Here is a 15,990-nt window from a genome sequence, read left to right as displayed (position 1 = left end):
GAAGGAAGTTACTTGGTGAATCTATGATTTCTTTCGTCCCTGAAGGGACTTGGTTTGTGGCGGAGGTAAACCCAGCAATGAATTGCTGGGCTAAGATCTGCCGTCCCTGCGGGACTGCGGACGGCTGCGCGGCAGCGCAGCCCTGCCAGGTTAGAGGAAGGGGTGGAGCGGCGCGGTCGCGCCGCGACGGTTCGACCTTGCCATATTATAAATTTCAGTTGTCTCGGCGATTACTTGCCGCTTTCGAGCACGATGCGGTAGCGGGCTTTGCCGGAGCGGAGGTGCTCGAAGGCGTCGTTTACTTTGGACATGGGGAAATTTTCGGTGATGGGGGCGATGTTGTGGAGCGCACAGAATTCGAGCATGGCGCTGATGGCGGTCGGGCTGCCGGTGGGCGAGCCGGACACGGATTTTGCCCCACTGATCAGTCCGAACGCGGGAACTTCCAGCGGCTTGAGCACGGCGCCGACGACGTGAAGGCGTCCCTTGGGCCGGAGGGTGTCGAGCAAGGCGGGCACGTCGAGCGGGACGTTGATGGTGGAAATAATCAGGTCGAGACGACCGGCGATTTTTTTCAGGGCGTCCGGATTTTTGGTGTTGTGAACGTGATGCGCGCCGAGTTTGTGCGCTTCGGCTTCCTTGCTGTCGCTGGTGGTGAAGGCGTGGACTTCGCAGCCCCACTTGTTGGCGAACTGGAGCGCCATGTGGCCGAGTCCGCCGATGCCGATGATGCCGACGCGCGCGGTGGAGGGAATTTTGTGTTCCAAAAACGGAGCGAACACGGTGATGCCGCCGCAGAGAAGCGGGCCGGTTTTCGCGAGGTCAAGCGCATCGGGCAAGGGCCGCGCCCAGGTCCATTGACAGCGCAAACGGTCGGCGAATCCGCCGTGGCGTCCGACGATGGTGCCTTGATTCGTGGCGCAGAGATTATGATCGCCGCCGAGGCATTCGTGGCAATGCAAACAACTGTGGGCCGACCAGCCGACACCGACGCGCTGGCCGAGCTTCAGCCCTTTAGCGTCTTTGCCGAGCGCGACAATCGTGCCGACGGCTTCGTGGCCGAGAACGATCGGGAATTTGGACATGCCCCAATCGTTATCGAGCATGGAGAGATCGGAATGGCAAATGCCGCAATGCGTGACTTTGATTTCGACGTCTTCATCGGCGAGTTCGCCGGGATCGAAACTGAAAGGTTGCAGTGCGCCTTTGGGGGTGAGTGCGGCGTAGCCGTTGAAAGTTGGCATAAAAAAAGTTCGTTGAGTTTGCGTTTGAATTCAAAAGGCCCGCGCCGAATGAGAAGTGGCGCGTTCGATGGGACCATGTTATCCGCGGTTGTGCGTGGCGTCAAATGGCGCGGGGAAAATTTAAGAAAGTTTTTGGCCAATTTGCGCATTCGCATTTTCGTGTCAGGCTATCTTTCCCTCAACTACCTAAGAAAGGAATCAGTGGTTAAAGCTTTTATTTTTGATATTGATGGAACGCTGGTTGACTCAAATGATCTGCATGCCAGCGCGTGGGAGCGGGCTTTTGCGGCGAATGGCAAGGCGGTGTCGTCACACAATATTCGACCGCATCTGGGCAAGGGAGCGGATCAGTTGCTGCCGGAATTTCTCACCGCCGAGGAAATAAAAAAAATCGGCAAGGCGATCACTGAGAAGCGTGAGGAAATTTTCAAGCGCGACTATCAAGTGCAGGTGCGACCGTTTCCGAAGGTGCGCGAACTTTTTAAAAAAATTCATGATGCGGGCGCGCGGATCGCGCTGGCGTCGTCGTCGAAAAAGGAAGAGGTCGAGGAAAATAAAACCATCGCGCAAATTGGCGACCTGGTTGAAAAAAGTTCTTCCGCCGATCAAGCGAAGCAATCGAAACCGGCGCCGGATATTTTTTTCGCAGCGATGGAATTGCTCGGCCAGCCGGCGCACGACACGGTGCTGGTCGTGGGCGATACGCCTTATGATGCGATTGCGGCGTTGAAGGCCGGGCTGCCGATCATCGGCGTGTTATGTGGCGGTTTTTCGGAAAAGGATTTGCGCGAGCATGGGTGTCGCGCGGTGTATCGGGATCCGGCGGATATTTTAGAGAATCTCGAAGGGATTATGGCTGGCTGAGGGCTTTATGGTTAAGAGACTGTTTAGCAGACCGCCATTTCGAAAATACGATGAGCGAAATGCCGAGCACCGCGAGCGACCAGGTGGACGGTTCGGGTGTTCCGAAAGCCACCGCGTCCGGCATGGTTTCCAAGCCGGTGTCCGCGAAGATGCCGCCGCCGGTGCCATCGGTGTTGTATTGGAAAACGCCGCCTTCAGCGTCGGCATCCTGCCCGGCGACATAGAGCTTGCCATCGGGTCCCACCGTCAGAGCCGTTGCTTCAAAAAAACTGGTGCTGTAATCCACGATCTTCGTGGCCGTGCCGGTGGCCAGATTGAGTTGGTAAATGCCTTGCGAGGGATTGAGCACGTATAAATTTCCATCATGCCCAACCGCGACATCCTGAGCGCTGATGAACACATTATCCACGGTGTTGACCTGGGTGACGTTGACGCCATCGTAGCGCAAAACATTTCCGTTGTTGATGTCGGCAATATAAAGATTGCCGCCGGAGGCGGAGAGGCCGGAAGCAATGCCAATACTTCCATTGGGAATGGCAGTGCCGGGTGTGCCGGGACTATCGTAGGCAAGCACGTTGCCGGAGGTAAGGTCGGCGGCGTAAAGAGTGCTGCCCACCACGGCGAGGCCGCGGGGGTTGTTGAGATTGTTGTCGGTGGCGTGGTCAACAAAGGTATTGATCGGGCCGGCGCTCGTGCCGTTGATGGTCATGTCAGCGATGCCGGCGCCTTGAATGGCGCTCAGGCTGTCGCTGCCGACGTAAAGAGTTTGGTCAGGCCCAACGGTGAGTCCGGTCGGACTGGAGACGGACGCAAAGGTGGCGTTGAGAAGGCCGCCCGTGATGGAGCTGTAAAGGCTGACGGTGTCGGTATCGTGAAACGAAACGAACAGGTCGCCGGTTTGCGCAAAGGAAGTTGCGCAGGTGGAAACGAAAACGAGCATGGAAATGCTGGTCATTCGCGCGAGGGATCTTTCAGAGAAGCCGTGATGGTAGTTTTTCATGGCAGCCGCAGTTGTACGGAGAAAATTAGCCAAAGTCAAGTGCCTGATTTACCGTCACTTAAATCAGACACGACGGTTTCCGAAAGGATTGCTAAATGAGAAAACAAAAAACAAACTTGCTTGCCAGAAACCCCATTACGCTTATGATGAAGTGAGACACTTTGACGCTATTGTTTGCAGGCTGTTTATGGTCAATGCGATGAATATAATTTGGAAATCGGGGGTTGGGCAAAAAGCCCACTAAATCATCATGCCCTCGAAATCCAGCTTCCTCGACAAAGTCCTCGGTCGCATAGGCCGTCTGGACGCGGAGGGTTTGCAGACGGTCGTGCAACGTCTCGCGAGCGAGCGGAGTTTTCTCGAGACACTGTTCAATCGGATTGAGGATGGCGTGCTGGTGGTGGATGAGGACGGCCGGATTCTTTATTTCAACGACGCGGTCACGCAACTCATCGGTCTCAAGCCGAGCGATTCCGAAGGGCATCTCGTGACGGAATATTTGCCCGAGTTGGATTGGCGAAAACTTTTTCACATGGACGCGACCGGTGGACAGCGCGTCGCGCGGTTCGAGTTCGAAGTGCAATTTCCCCGACCGCGTTACTTGCGCCTTTACGCCGCGCCGCTGGATGGCGAAGCCAAGGGGAGTTCCGGCCTGGCGCTGATTCTGCACGACGCCACCGAGGCGCGCCAAAAAACTTTTGAAGCTATCGAGAGCGAACGCATCCAGGCGTTGACCTTATTGGCGGCGAGCGTGGCGCACGAAATCGGAAATCCGCTCAACGCGCTTCACATCCATTTGCAACTGATGGAGCGGCAGATCAAAAAGCTGGCGTCGGCTTCCAATAGTCACGTTCACATGGCGGGCCGGCGCGCGGGCCGCGTCTCGAATCTCGCGGCGAGCAACGAGACGGCGGACATCGCGCAAAAACTGGAACAATACCTTGGCGTGGCCAAGGGCGAAATCAACCGGCTCGATTATATCATCACGCAATTTCTCCAGGCCATTCGCCCGGCCACGCCGCAGCTCAAGCCCGCGTCGCTCAATGAAATCGTCCAGCGCACGCTCGAATTGCTGCGGCCTGAATTGGACAATCGCGGTTTGTCACTCAAGGAAAAACTCGCGCGCCACTTGCCCGATGTTCCGCTGGACGCCGCGCAAGTTCAGCAAGTGCTCGTGAATCTGATTCAAAACGCCAAGCAAGCCATGACCAAGGGCGGCGGACTCACCTTGCAAACCGGCGAAGGTTCGGAAGGCGTGTGGGTGAGCGTGGCGGACACGGGCCCGGGCATTCCGCAGGAGCAGATCAATCGCATCTTCGAGCCATTTTTCACGACCAAGAAAAAAGGCAGCGGACTCGGCTTGATGATCGTGCAACGCATCGTGCGCGCGCACGGCGGACGCATCGAATTGGAAAGTCATGTTGGCCGCGGCACCACGTTTCGCATTTGGTTTCCGCTGCACGAACGGCCGCCCCGTTTGCTGGAAGCCGCCACCCCGGAGAAAAAATGAAAACCCAATCTGCCGATGGCGAGAAGCCGACGTTGTTGATCGTGGATGATGAAAAGACCACGCGTGAAGGGTTGCGCGCGGCATTGGAGGAACGCTACGACGTCTATGTGGCCGAAGACGCGCAAGCGGCGATGGAACTGCTCGAGCGCGAACATTTCGCGGTGTTGCTCACGGATTTTCGCCTGCCGAACGAGGACGGGATGAAATTGATCGCGCGCGCCAAATCACTTTCCAAACCGCCCATTTGCATTTTGATGACCGCTTATGGCTCGGAGGAACTCGCGGTCGAAGCGATGAAACACGGCGCGGACGATTACATCGCCAAGGGCCGTTTGCAGATTGAGGAATTGGAAATGCGCATCGCCCGCGCGTTGCGCCAGCAAAATCTCGAGGTCGAAAACGTCACGCTGCGCAAGCAACTCGAAAGCAAGTTCGGCATGGAAAATATCATCGGCGAATCCACGCCGATGAAGGAAGTTTTCGAGATCGTGCAACAGGTCGCCCCAGCACGGACGACCGTTCTTTTGCTGGGCGAAAGCGGCACGGGCAAGGAATTGGTCGCGCGCGCGATCCATCAGTTAAGCCCGCGCAATCGGCAGCCGCTCGTCACGGTGCATTGCGCCGCGCTGTCCTCCACGCTGCTTGAGAGCGAATTATTCGGGCACGAAAAAGGCGCGTTCACCGGCGCGCATGAGCGGCGCGTGGGACGATTCGAGCAGGCGCAGGGCGGCACGCTTTTTCTCGATGAGATCGGCGAAATTGACGCAACGATTCAAATCAAGTTGCTGCGCTTCCTGGGCGAACGTACCTTTGAACGCGTGGGCTCCAACAAAACCCTGACCGCCGACGTGCGCCTGATCGCAGCGACGAATAAAAACCTGGAGGAGATGGTCCGCAACGGGACGTTTCGCGAAGATCTTTATTACCGTTTGCGCGTGATGGAAATCTGGCTGCCGCCGTTGCGCGAACGCGCGGGGGACATTCCGTTGCTTGCGCAAACTTTCCTGCGCGAGTTCGCCCGCGAGCAAGGAAAGCAGATCAATGATTTCACCGCCGAGGCGCTTGAAGCCCTCATCCATTACAACTGGCCGGGCAATGTCCGCGAATTGCGCACCGCGATGGAGCATGCGGTGGTCTTGTGCCGCGGCGATCGCATCACGATGCGGGACTTGCCGCCATCCACGCGCGCGGGCGGGGGCGCTGCATCCAGCGTTTCTCCACAACGCGTATTGACACAGAGCGATATAACCGTCAAAGAAGCGGAGAAACAATTGATTGTGCGAGCATTAAAAGAAAGCAACGGAAACCGAACCCAGGCGGCGACAAAAATCGGCATGAGCCGCCGCACCCTCCATCGCAAGCTGCATAGCTACCATTTGGAGGGTTATTAATGCTGATCCAGATTCAAAGCGTCATCCACAAACTTGAGGAAGGCGGAGGGTTGCGTCCCTTGAAATGGTGCCTGCTCGGATTGGCCGTGATAGCGCTGGCGTTGACCTACAATTATCGCGGGTTCAAAGACATGAACTCGCAGGAAGCGATGGACTCGGCGCAACTCGCCCGCAACCTCGCCACGCACCGCGGTTACACGACTCTCTTTATCCGTCCACTGAGTGTTTACCTGGTCGAAAAAGCGTACGCGGACAAAAACGGTTCCGCTGCCGCCCGCGATATGACGGACCGAAGCCGCCTGCGCACGGCACACCCCGACCTGGCTAATCCGCCGGTGTATCCGTTCCTGCTGGCGGCGGTGATGAAAATATTTCCCGGCGTCCGCTCCGCGGCGGCTGGCGCGACCACGCTGAACATCGGACGTCGTCATCTGAACATCTGGAATTATAACGGCGGTTTCTGGATCTACCCGCCGGATTTTTGGATCGGCTTGATCAATCAAGGTCTTTTCTTCCTCACAGCGGTCATGATGTTTTTTCTGGCGCGCCGATTGTTCGATAAGACCGTCGCGTGGACTTCGGCGGCATTGTTCATTGGGACGGATTTGTTTTGGCGCTTCAGCATGTCGGGGCTTTCGACAATGCTGGTGATGTTGATTTTTGTCGGCCTGGCCTGGTGCGTGTTATTGCTGGAACAACACGTGCGCGAAAAAACTCTCGATGCCGGCAAGCTGACGCTGCTGGCGGCGGGCACCGGCGCGGTCGTGGGCATTGGCTTTCTGACGCGCTACTCGTTTGGCTGGCTGATCATACCGGTATTGCTGTTCTCATTTTTATTTTTGGGCGCGCAACGAATCCAGCTCTGTAGTGTGACGCTTGGAGTATTTATCGTGATCATCGCGCCGTGGGTTTTCCGAAATTATCATCTCAGCCATACGCTGTTCGGCACGGCGGGTTTCGCGCCCTATGCGAACACGGCGTTCTTTCCTGATTACCGGCTTGAACGCTCGCTCAACCCCGATCTTGGGAATGTCTATTATGTGCAGTTGTGGAACAAGCTGCTCGCGAATACCCAGTCTATTCTCCAGGACGAATTGCCGAAGCTGGGCGGCAGTTGGATCGGCGCTTTCTTTTTCGTCGGGCTGTTCATCAACTTCAAAGACCCGCGCCGCAGCCGTCTCCGCTACTTCGTTTTTTTCTGCCTGCCATTTCTGATCCTCGCGCAGGCGATGGGCCGCACGCAACTCTCGGATGACTCGCCCGTTTTGACCACTGAAAACCTGCTCGTGATTGTCTCGCCGCTGATTGTCATCTTTGGCGTGAGCTTGTTTTATATCGTGCTGGATCAAATTGAATTTCCCATCATTCAACTGCGCTATCTCGTGGTCGCAGTTTTTTGTGTCATCATTTGTTTGCCCGCGGTCCTTCTTTGTTCGCTTGCCGTCTTCAGTTTGTTTGCCACTCGCTCGGCGGCGGCCGCCTATCCGCCCTATTTTCCGCCGGCGATCCAGAAAGCCGCGAACTGGATGAAGCCGGACGAGTTGATGATGAGCGATGTTCCGTGGGCTGTCGCGTGGTACGGCGACCGCCAATGCATCTGGCTCACGCTCAATGCAAAGTCTGAGTTCTTCGCCGTTTCCGATTATAAAAAACCGGTCCGCGCGCTTTATCTCACACCCATTACCATGGACAGCAAATTTCTCACTCAATGGGTGCGCGCGGGCGAAAATAACTGGGGAAGTTTCGTGCTCGACAGCTTATTGAAAAAAGAATTGCCTGATTTATTTCCGCTCCAGCATGCGCCGGAACATTTCCTCCCCGAACAACTTTTTCTCACGGACAGCGATCGCTGGGCGGAAGCTCCCGCCGCAGTGCCTTAATTTTTTTCTCGCGCGGGCTGATGTCTGGTCGTGAAAAAAAATCGCCGTTGAAAAACAAATTTTATTTTTTCGCTTCAGCACCTGCATCCACGATGAACACGCGCCCATGCCATCCGTACGAGGCGTATTCGTTCAATGCCCACTGCGGATTTCGTTTGAGCCATTCGGCGGTGGCGGCACGTTCGCCCTTGTGGTTGCTGGCGCAAAAGGCATTCCAATCGTCGAACAAAATCACTGTGCCGACTTGCAGAAATGGCTCGATAAAATCCAACACGGTCACGCAGGACGTGTATAAATCCACATCCACATGCACGATCGCCGCCTTCGTCACGCCGAGTGCGGCGGCGGGAAATTTCGGCAGGCTTTGATCGAACCATCCGGGGATGAGATGCACCGTGGCCTCGTCATACACTTCGTGCTTGCGCAAATTCGCCAGCACTTGCTCGACCCCGTACGCAAATTCGCCCTTGTGAAATTGTTCCGACCCCGCGTCCAGCCCTTGCAACTCCGGCAAGCCCTCGAACGAATCAAAAAGCAAAAACGGCGTGACGATCCCGCGATTATCGCGCCCATTCGCGCGAATTGCCGCAATCGCCGATCGCCCGCTGGCGACGCCAAATTCGAAATATGCGCCCGTCACTTTGCTCTCGCGCACAAAAAAAGCCGCAAGCGTATGAATATCCACTCGCCCCGTGAAACACCGCAAGTCCGGCCACTCCGCCATCATCGGCAAGGGATCGAGTGCGTCGCGGCGCATCGGTCGCGACGGCGCGGCGGGAGTGGTCACAGGTTTTGCGGCGGGTGCTGGTGATTGGGGATCGTTCATCGGAAGAGTATGAGATTCACGCCATGTTTCACACAGTGTAACGATTCACTTAGGGGTGTCAAACGGGTGATGCGGCTAATATACATTGAAACTCTAAATCCTGGTTCGACCTTTTAATAAAAATTCAATTTCAATGAAACCATGCAAAGAAATTTGGCGCGTTTCAAAAAATTGTCCTCGACACTCATGAAAGTAATAAGTATCCAATCGCGACATTTCCGCGCATTCATTATCTATAACTATGGGCCACACTATTCAGGCGCTTCGATTAAAGGGCATTGAGTTCAAGCATCGAAAGCGCAAGTGCGTTGGCTTTCACGGCACACACAAGGGAAACGCCGAGCAAATCAGGAAGGCGGGATTTGACCTCGCTTTCGCCCGGGAGAAAGGCTGCTGGCTGGGGACTGGCATTTACTTTTTTGATAATGCGCCCTATGCCGGACACGAGTTTGCCCTTTGTTTTGCCACGCATCTCAAGAAAGCGCCTCAACCAATCGTTATCCAGGCGGATATAAATTTCATATTTCTCCTGGATCTAAATGATGATGTAAACGGGCCTTTGTTTTGGAAGCTATTCAATCTCCTCCGGAGCATGCGTGGAAACAGCGGAGTTGATGAGAATTTCACCGGTCACTTTATTGGAACAACGATTGCTAAAGAAATGAAAAGCGACGGGGTCGCCTGGCGTTTTCCGATGCAAGAAGCTGGCGGCCAAAATTTCGGGAAAATGCAAAACGGCTTTTGCGTCAAGAAAATCACCGTGATTGGACCCATTAGAATTTAAAATACTTACTATAAAACTATCAATTAATCTTGCATGACCCCGTTTTACTGTCTTATTACTCTATATGGCTGTCTTCGGATAAGACAGACCACAGATTGGAATAAATGAAGGCTCTTGAGAAGAGTGTGAAGGCTGCCCTTCGGAAATGGTCGAAAATGGATAAGACGGCCATTCGCTTCGTCGCGCCTTACACCTACGCTCACAAGGACGTTCAGGAGGTCAAGATAGCCTATATCGCCACCGACCTCGGACCACGGCTGGATAAGGTTTTAAAACGGAATTCCCGCCTGTGCGTCATCGGATATGATGGGGCTAGCCTTGCTAAATCCGGATACATTTGGACAAAGAAATTATCCGTGTGGCTGGAAAGAGGATGCTCCGTGGACTATCTTTTGCACGCCCCAGCGCCGGGAGTTGTCAGCGCCGTCGCCGAGCTTGCACAATCTCGTCGCCCGGGTGCAGGTCAATTTCGGATTTTCCAAATCAAAAAAAACCCGCGCCTTTCCCTGGAACTTAAATCGGAGATCGAACAGTTCCGCACATTTCATTTTGCCGTTTCCGAACATCCAAACACACTATGGATAGAAACAAATCACCAGACGAGTGATCCCAAGGCCTTTGATTGTTATTTCTTTCCTGAAACGGCTGCGACCGAAACCGGCCTCGCCGAGATTTATCTCAAACGATTCGAGCGGGTAGTGAAAAAGGTGGGTGAAGAAATATCGCTCGTTCGGGAACAGGCAACCAGGCTTAATCGCAGCAGCCGCTCGTTTCGGAACCGTCATGGCGGGCGCATCGGACAGAAGCCCCACAGTGGGATCTATTCCGAAAAAATCGCCGCCGGACCTTAGAACCTCGCGGATTGATCTCACGCGGCGTCCCCTATTTTTTCCCGTTCATCAAGATTCGCTCGAAAATCGTTACCAGGTTATAAAACCCCGCCTTGCACTTTTCTCATCGCTCATGGATAAATCTGCGCCATGTTAGCCAGGGTTTGTTCTGCCGCGGTGAACGGTGTCGAGGCATATCCGGTCGAAGTTGAGGTCAACGCCGGGTTTGGCGACACGCGCATCATCATCGTCGGCTTGCCCGATGCCGCCGTGCGCGAATCGCAAGATCGCGTGGCCACGGCCATGACGAATTCCGGGTTCAAATTTCCGCTGGGCCGCACCACCATCAACCTCGCTCCCGCTGATGTCAAAAAGGAAGGGCCGAGCTTCGATCTGCCCATCGCCGTGGGCATCCTCGCCGCCAGCGAACAGATCGAGACTGACCAACTCGATAATTTTATTCTCGTTGGTGAACTCGCGCTCACCGGCGCCGTGCGGCCCGTCAAGGGCGTGCTGGCCATCGCCCTCCGCGCCCGCGCAGAAGGCAAAACCGGTTTGCTCGTCCCCGCCGATAACGCCGCCGAAGCCGCCGTCGTGTCCGGGTTGCGCGTCATTCCTGTCCAGAATTTGCGCGAGGCGGCGCAGTTCCTCGAAGGCGAAATCAAGCTCAATCCGGTAAAGGTGGACGTTGAGAAAATTTTCAACGAATCCTTCGACGACGAAATGGATTTCGCCGAGGTCAAAGGCCAGGAGTCCGTCAAGCGCGCGCTCGAGATCGCCGCTGCCGGCGGTCACAATGTCCTGCTCATCGGCCCGCCCGGAACCGGCAAATCCATGCTGGCAAAACGTCTCGCCACCATTCTCCCGCCGCTCACGCTGGAGGAAGCGCTCGAAACAACCAAGATTCACAGTGTCGTCGGATTGTTGCGCGCGGGCCAGGCGCTCGTCACGCGGCGTCCTTTTCGTTCGCCCCATCACACCGCGAGCGATGCCGGTTTGCTTGGCGGTAACATCAATCCCACACCCGGTGAAATTTCCCTCGCGCATCACGGCGTATTGTTTCTCGATGAATTGCCGGAGTTCAAGCGCAGCGTGCTCGAGACGATGCGCCAGCCGCTTGAGGAAGGCCGCGTCACGATTTCACGCGCCGCCGGCACGATGACTTTTCCCAGCGAATTCATGCTGATCGCCGCGATGAATCCGACTCCCGATGGAAAAATGCCCGCCGAATCGCGCAGTTCACAACGCGAAATCCAAAATTATCTCGGGCGCATTTCCGGGCCATTGCTCGACCGCATTGATCTGCACGTCGAGGTGCCCGCCGTGAAATTTCGCGAGATGAGCAATGCTAAAACCGGCGAAAGTTCCGCGCAGATTCGCGAACGCGTCATCGCCGCGCGTCAACGCCAGCAAAAACGCTTCGCCTCCAAACCCAAAATCACCTGCAATGCGCGCATGGGCAGCCGCGAGCTAAAATCGTTTTGCGTGCTCGAAGCGCCGACGATGGAATTGCTCAAGTTCGCGATGAATGATTTAAATCTCAGCGCCCGCGCGTACGATCGCATTCTCAAAGTGGCGCGCACCATCGCCGACCTCGCGGACGCGGAAAACATCGGCAGCGACCACATTTCGGAAGCGATCCAATATCGCTCGCTCGACCGGCAGTTGTGGACGTGATGTTACGGCGCCACGACAACGCGATAGTATCGCGCATGATTCGTGGCGGCTGAAAGGTCGCTCAGCGTGTATGCCGTCCCGGAGCCGTTGAAGTTTGTCAGCACTTCCCAGTTGGTGGAATCCAGGGAATCCTTGTACATCACGCGATAATTCAAGCCTGATTGCGTGTTGAACTTGAAACCAAATCCATTCGGTTCTGTGTACTCACCGGGCGATTGGTCCAGCGGCGTGATGATCGTGCCCGGCGAACCAATGTCACTGTTCATCACCGAGGCAAATGCGCCGCCCTGCCCTTTCACGCTCAACGCGCCGAAAACTCCCGTCGCGAAATTATAGCCGAACGAAACTCCTTTCGTCGCCGAGCCGAAAATGACGTTGGTAAGCACGTCTGCTTCCGTTGCCGCCGCCGCGTTCCAAAGATAAATGGAATCACCGTCCGAACTGAACCCGATGCTCGGATAAGTGATGATTTGCAGATTGGCCGGAAGATTCGTCTCGCCCCACCACGCTCGGAATTGTTCCGGCGTCAGTTGCTCCACCAGCACAATGGATTCTCCGGGGGCGATGGTCACAGGATTCGTGATGGTGAACGCGTCGCTGAACGAATCATGGTCATCGTCAAAACGGTAGCCTTGCAGATTCACCGGAAAGTTGCCGAGATTGCTCAACTCCCACCAGTCGCTCGTGATGTTGTCCGGACCCTTGGCTTCGCTTGACTCCGCTTCGGTGATCACCAGGTTCGGCTTCGGCGTGATATTCAGCACGAAGGACGCGCTGTTGGTCCCGACAATATTGGTCACCAGCACCGAATAAACGCCCGCCTGATTCGACTGGGTCAGCGAAAGCGGCAGTTGGGCATTCGTCTGCCCAACCATGGGCGCGCCATTAAAATACCATTGATAATTCGGCGCGGGTGAACCGGTCGCGGTCACCGTGAACACCGGCGACTGACCAAGGTAGGCGTCAAGGTTCGCCGGGCTTTGAGTAATAACCGGCACGTCGGCCAGTACAAAGCTCGAAGCCGCCGGCCCCGACCACGGGCTGCTGAGCGGCGGATTATTTGCGCCGGTGAGATTGTGATGCGCCAGATTGTAAACGCGCGCGGTGATCAGGACGCCGGGCGTCAAGGCGATGGCTCCGGAGTAAATCTTCGCGCTCGCGGAAATCCCGCCACCCGAAAGGCGCGGGTCGGTGCCGTCGGTGGTGTAATAAATCGTCCCGGGATTTGGCGCGGCGATGGCCAGCGTGCCGTTCGTCAGAAACGCGCCGGTGTTGTTACTGAACACGGGCTTCGCCAGGAAGTTCGTATCCATGAAATTCAACCGGTCGCTGTACCATTTTTTGAGAAAAACTACTTCGCCTTGGTACGTGCCCGGAAAAGTATAACTGTAGTTATCCGTCGTGGCCGTCCCGGAGCGCGGCGAAGTGAAGCCCGGCCACCGCGCCGCCTCGCGCGGCTCTTGCTGCGCCACTTGATTCGCGAACATATCAATGGTCGCAAAAATGTGGTTCGTCGAAAGCGCGCCCTGCCGCAATTCCTGATAACGATCAATCCACTGCTGCCAGAAATCAATGTCGGTGAACATCGTGCCCCACCAGAGAATGTTGAAAAAGTCTGTGCCTTCGTCTTGCGTGTCGGCGCGCCAGATGCGCGGGTTGAAGTCACGCCCGTCCGCCGAGCCTTGCGAACGGTCGAAATCCCAAATGGGACCGTATTGCAAAATCCCGTCGCGATCCTTGTAAAAATATCCGCTCAGCCGCAAGGCATCCACGTTGAACGCGGCGACGTTGAGGATGTGCGAATCAATCCACGCGGCGGTATCCACATACGCGCGGTATCCGTTCGTGGGGTCGGTATAGTTGACGCCAAATAACGCGTTGCTGAAGCCATTCATGAATGTCTGCAAATACTCCGCCTGCGGTGCGCGTTGGGGCGTCTTGATGTCTGCCTCGTTCGGATAGTTATAGACAATCGTCTGGTCAGCACCCAAAAATCCGGTTTCGCCCGGTCCAAGTCGGTCAATCTTCATCATGTAACCACCGCTGACGTTGGTGGTGTTGTCCAGCGGGTGCAGTTCATCCACCGAACGGGTTTTCTTGATATTGACCCGGTTTTCACCCCACTTGATTTTTTCCTCAAGCACATAGATGCCGTTATAATTGGCGGCGGTGAGCGGGCCCCCGGAAGTGTTGATATAGACTTCGACAAATTTCGTGCGCGACGCGTAACGGCCGGCGTCATTGCTAAGCTGATAGATGAGCGGATTGTGCATCAATACCGGTTCGTAATAATCCGGTGCATAGAGAATCCAATCCGATTCCGCCGGCAATCCCAGGGGCGAAAGATTATTGTCGTCATTCAAGTCATCCCAAAAATCCACCGCGAAGGCATTCTTCGGAAAATTCAATGTGCTGGAGCCGTGCAGATGAATCCCCGAACGGACATCCAGTGTCGGTGCATTGGTCAGATTCACCACGCCGTTCACCGGTTCATAAATGGCGAGATTCATGAACTGATAATCATCCACCGGAACCGCACCCGCGCCAAAATTGTAGAGGACGACGGCGGGCAGGTTGGAATTGGTATGAACCAAACTCGAATCGAGCAACAGAAACGTCTGGCTTTGCACCGCGCCGGGCAGGACGCCCGGCAGGAAGGTGCGCGCGCGAACCTGCGTAGAACCGCTGATGGCGATTGGCGCCGTGTAAATCAACGCATCTTCATTGGGCGCGCTGCCGTCAAGCGTGTAATAAATGACGGCGTTGGATACCGTGGTGAGTTGCAGATTAAATGCGCTCAGGAATGTCCCGCCCGCGCGCGAGAAGGTCACGTCCGGCGCCGCGCCCGGACCGCCCAGGGTATTCGCATTATCGGGCGTGGGCGTTGCGAAATAACCCACCTGATTGGGTGAAATTGAATCGCGTCCGTAAGAAACATCCTCGGTCTGCGCCGGATAATTCGTGAACGCGGAAATCACGGTGTTTTGATTATTCACCAGCGCGAGATAACCATTGCTAAGTGGCAAACGGAAATTCGTATGCAATTCCGCCAGGTTGTACGTGCGGTTCTTGCCCGAGGCGAACACCACGATGAAATCACCGCTGTTAATCGCTATGTTTGGAAAAACCCATTGGCGGGGATTATTGGTATCGGTCGTGAGTGACCAGCCATTGATGCTGATTTGATTCGCCGTGGGATTGAAAATCTCGATCCACGGTGAGGCGTCGCCATCCTCGTCCGTCACGGTATTTTTATTCGTCGCCATGAACTCTGAGATGCCGATGTTGGTCCACGACGCGTCGGTAACCGTGCTCAACCCCGCCTGGATCAGAAAATCACTGCTGGTCGAGAGAGCGCAGTTGAAAGCCTGGATGGCAATCACATTAGTCCCGGTAACCAAGTATTGCTGAAAATTGGTCAGCACGTCGTTTTGCGGCGGGACAGGTTCCGTCAAAGCGGGGGAAGCCAGGCCGTTATAAGCCACATTGCCCTTGGGCATGTTGAAACGGGCGACTTCGGTCCCGTTGACCCACGCGATGAATCCGTCATCACTCAGCGCGTTCAGTTTTAGCTGGCGGATTTGCGTGAGATTGCTGACGACAAATTTCTGGCGCATGAAAATGCAGGTGTAATGGCTATCCATGTCCGTCAGGTCGGTGTTGCCGTAGTAAGCCGTGGAACTTGTGGGCTCGTTCTCGTAATAAAACGGCGCCTGGCTGGTCGTCCACGCGCTGTCATTGAAGCTCGCGCTTCGCCACGCGGTCGTATCGGGAGTGGACGCCTCGGAATGCCCCTTAAAGTACTTCCAAAAAGAATTGGTGGTAATTAATGACGAAGCCCGAGCCGCAAAAAGCTGTGCCCCCAAGAACAACACCACACACAAATATTTCATATCTTCCTAGTAAAGGCGCTAATATACACAGTTTCTGAAAATTAACAATATTTAATGCGTTTGTCATTTTTCCGTCACAAAAGCCGTCTTG

At 55.4% G+C, this 15,990-nt stretch carries 11 protein-coding genes; 7 read left to right on the top strand and 4 right to left on the bottom strand.

The window, feature by feature from the left end; all coding sequences use genetic code 11:
• Positions 1-230: 230 nt before the first annotated feature.
• Entirely contained in the window at positions 231-1,244 is a 1,014-nt protein-coding gene (locus VH413_17440) for an NAD(P)-dependent alcohol dehydrogenase (protein HEX3800481.1), read from the bottom strand.
• Between the two features lie 132 nt (positions 1,245-1,376).
• On the opposite strand from VH413_17440, the gene VH413_17435 reads away from it, so the two are divergent.
• Positions 1,377-2,108 carry an HAD family hydrolase gene (locus tag VH413_17435; GenBank protein ID HEX3800480.1) on the top strand — a complete coding sequence of 244 codons (732 nt, stop codon included), beginning with the start codon at positions 1,377-1,379 and terminating at the stop codon, positions 2,106-2,108.
• Here VH413_17435 and VH413_17430 read toward each other — a convergent pair.
• A complete protein-coding gene (locus tag VH413_17430; protein ID HEX3800479.1) occupies positions 2,095-3,063 on the bottom strand; it encodes a hypothetical protein in 969 nt (322 codons plus the stop codon). The two genes, VH413_17435 and VH413_17430, sit on opposite strands and share 14 nt — an antisense overlap.
• Before the next feature lie 295 nt (positions 3,064-3,358).
• Here VH413_17430 and VH413_17425 point away from each other — a divergent pair, with 295 nt between their 5' ends.
• The 3 genes from VH413_17425 to VH413_17415 are packed head-to-tail and all read left to right on the top strand — an operon-like array spanning position 3,359 to position 7,889.
• Positions 3,359-4,618: an ATP-binding protein gene (locus VH413_17425; GenBank protein ID HEX3800478.1), complete on the top strand. Its 1,260-nt coding sequence runs from the start codon at positions 3,359-3,361 to the stop codon at positions 4,616-4,618.
• On the top strand, positions 4,615-6,009 hold the full coding sequence (locus VH413_17420) for a sigma-54 dependent transcriptional regulator (GenBank protein ID HEX3800477.1): 1,395 nt from the start codon (positions 4,615-4,617) through the stop codon (positions 6,007-6,009). The genes VH413_17425 and VH413_17420 overlap by 4 nt, the downstream gene beginning before the upstream one ends.
• Complete coding sequence (locus VH413_17415; GenBank protein ID HEX3800476.1) at positions 6,009-7,889, top strand: glycosyltransferase family 39 protein; 1,881 nt, start codon at positions 6,009-6,011, stop codon at positions 7,887-7,889. The genes VH413_17420 and VH413_17415 overlap by 1 nt, the downstream gene beginning before the upstream one ends.
• 61 nt (positions 7,890-7,950) lie before the next feature.
• Here the strand turns inward: VH413_17415 and VH413_17410 are convergent, their stop codons facing one another.
• Positions 7,951-8,715: a TylF/MycF/NovP-related O-methyltransferase gene (locus VH413_17410; protein ID HEX3800475.1), complete on the bottom strand. Its 765-nt coding sequence runs from the start codon at positions 8,713-8,715 to the stop codon at positions 7,951-7,953.
• Between the two features lie 241 nt (positions 8,716-8,956).
• Between VH413_17410 and VH413_17405 the strand changes: the two genes are divergently transcribed.
• From VH413_17405 to VH413_17395, 3 genes are all read left to right on the top strand, one after another.
• A complete protein-coding gene (locus VH413_17405) occupies positions 8,957-9,499 on the top strand; it encodes a hypothetical protein (GenBank protein ID HEX3800474.1) in 543 nt (180 codons plus the stop codon).
• A gap of 104 nt (positions 9,500-9,603) precedes the next feature.
• Positions 9,604-10,350 carry a hypothetical protein gene (locus VH413_17400; protein HEX3800473.1) on the top strand — a complete coding sequence of 249 codons (747 nt, stop codon included), beginning with the start codon at positions 9,604-9,606 and terminating at the stop codon, positions 10,348-10,350.
• A gap of 129 nt (positions 10,351-10,479) precedes the next feature.
• Positions 10,480-12,006 (top strand): YifB family Mg chelatase-like AAA ATPase, encoded by a 1,527-nt coding sequence (locus VH413_17395; GenBank protein HEX3800472.1) that lies wholly within the window; start codon positions 10,480-10,482, stop codon positions 12,004-12,006.
• A gap of 2 nt (positions 12,007-12,008) precedes the next feature.
• Here VH413_17395 and VH413_17390 read toward each other — a convergent pair whose 3' ends face one another.
• Positions 12,009-15,899: a CotH kinase family protein gene (locus VH413_17390; GenBank protein HEX3800471.1), complete on the bottom strand. Its 3,891-nt coding sequence runs from the start codon at positions 15,897-15,899 to the stop codon at positions 12,009-12,011.
• Positions 15,900-15,990 lie beyond the last annotated feature (91 nt).

The organism is Verrucomicrobiia bacterium, assembly GCA_036268055.1.
In the GTDB taxonomy this organism is placed as follows: Bacteria; Verrucomicrobiota; Verrucomicrobiia; order Limisphaerales; family Pedosphaeraceae; genus DATAUW01.
Note: the sequence above shows the minus strand (reverse complement) of the source record. Positions and strands in the feature narration are given on the sequence as shown.

Coding starts and splice junctions, on each gene's coding strand:
- VH413_17440 (HEX3800481.1), bottom strand. CDS start 1,244: ATGCCAACTTTCAACGGCTACGCCGCACTCACCCCCAAAGGCGCACTG.
- VH413_17430 (HEX3800479.1), bottom strand. CDS start 3,063: ATGACCAGCATTTCCATGCTCGTTTTCGTTTCCACCTGCGCAACTTCC.
- VH413_17425 (HEX3800478.1), top strand. CDS start 3,359: ATGCCCTCGAAATCCAGCTTCCTCGACAAAGTCCTCGGTCGCATAGGC.
- VH413_17420 (HEX3800477.1), top strand. CDS start 4,615: ATGAAAACCCAATCTGCCGATGGCGAGAAGCCGACGTTGTTGATCGTG.
- VH413_17415 (HEX3800476.1), top strand. CDS start 6,009: ATGCTGATCCAGATTCAAAGCGTCATCCACAAACTTGAGGAAGGCGGA.
- VH413_17410 (HEX3800475.1), bottom strand. CDS start 8,715: ATGAACGATCCCCAATCACCAGCACCCGCCGCAAAACCTGTGACCACT.
- VH413_17405 (HEX3800474.1), top strand. CDS start 8,957: ATGGGCCACACTATTCAGGCGCTTCGATTAAAGGGCATTGAGTTCAAG.
- VH413_17400 (HEX3800473.1), top strand. CDS start 9,604: ATGAAGGCTCTTGAGAAGAGTGTGAAGGCTGCCCTTCGGAAATGGTCG.
- VH413_17395 (HEX3800472.1), top strand. CDS start 10,480: ATGTTAGCCAGGGTTTGTTCTGCCGCGGTGAACGGTGTCGAGGCATAT.
- VH413_17390 (HEX3800471.1), bottom strand. CDS start 15,899: ATGAAATATTTGTGTGTGGTGTTGTTCTTGGGGGCACAGCTTTTTGCG.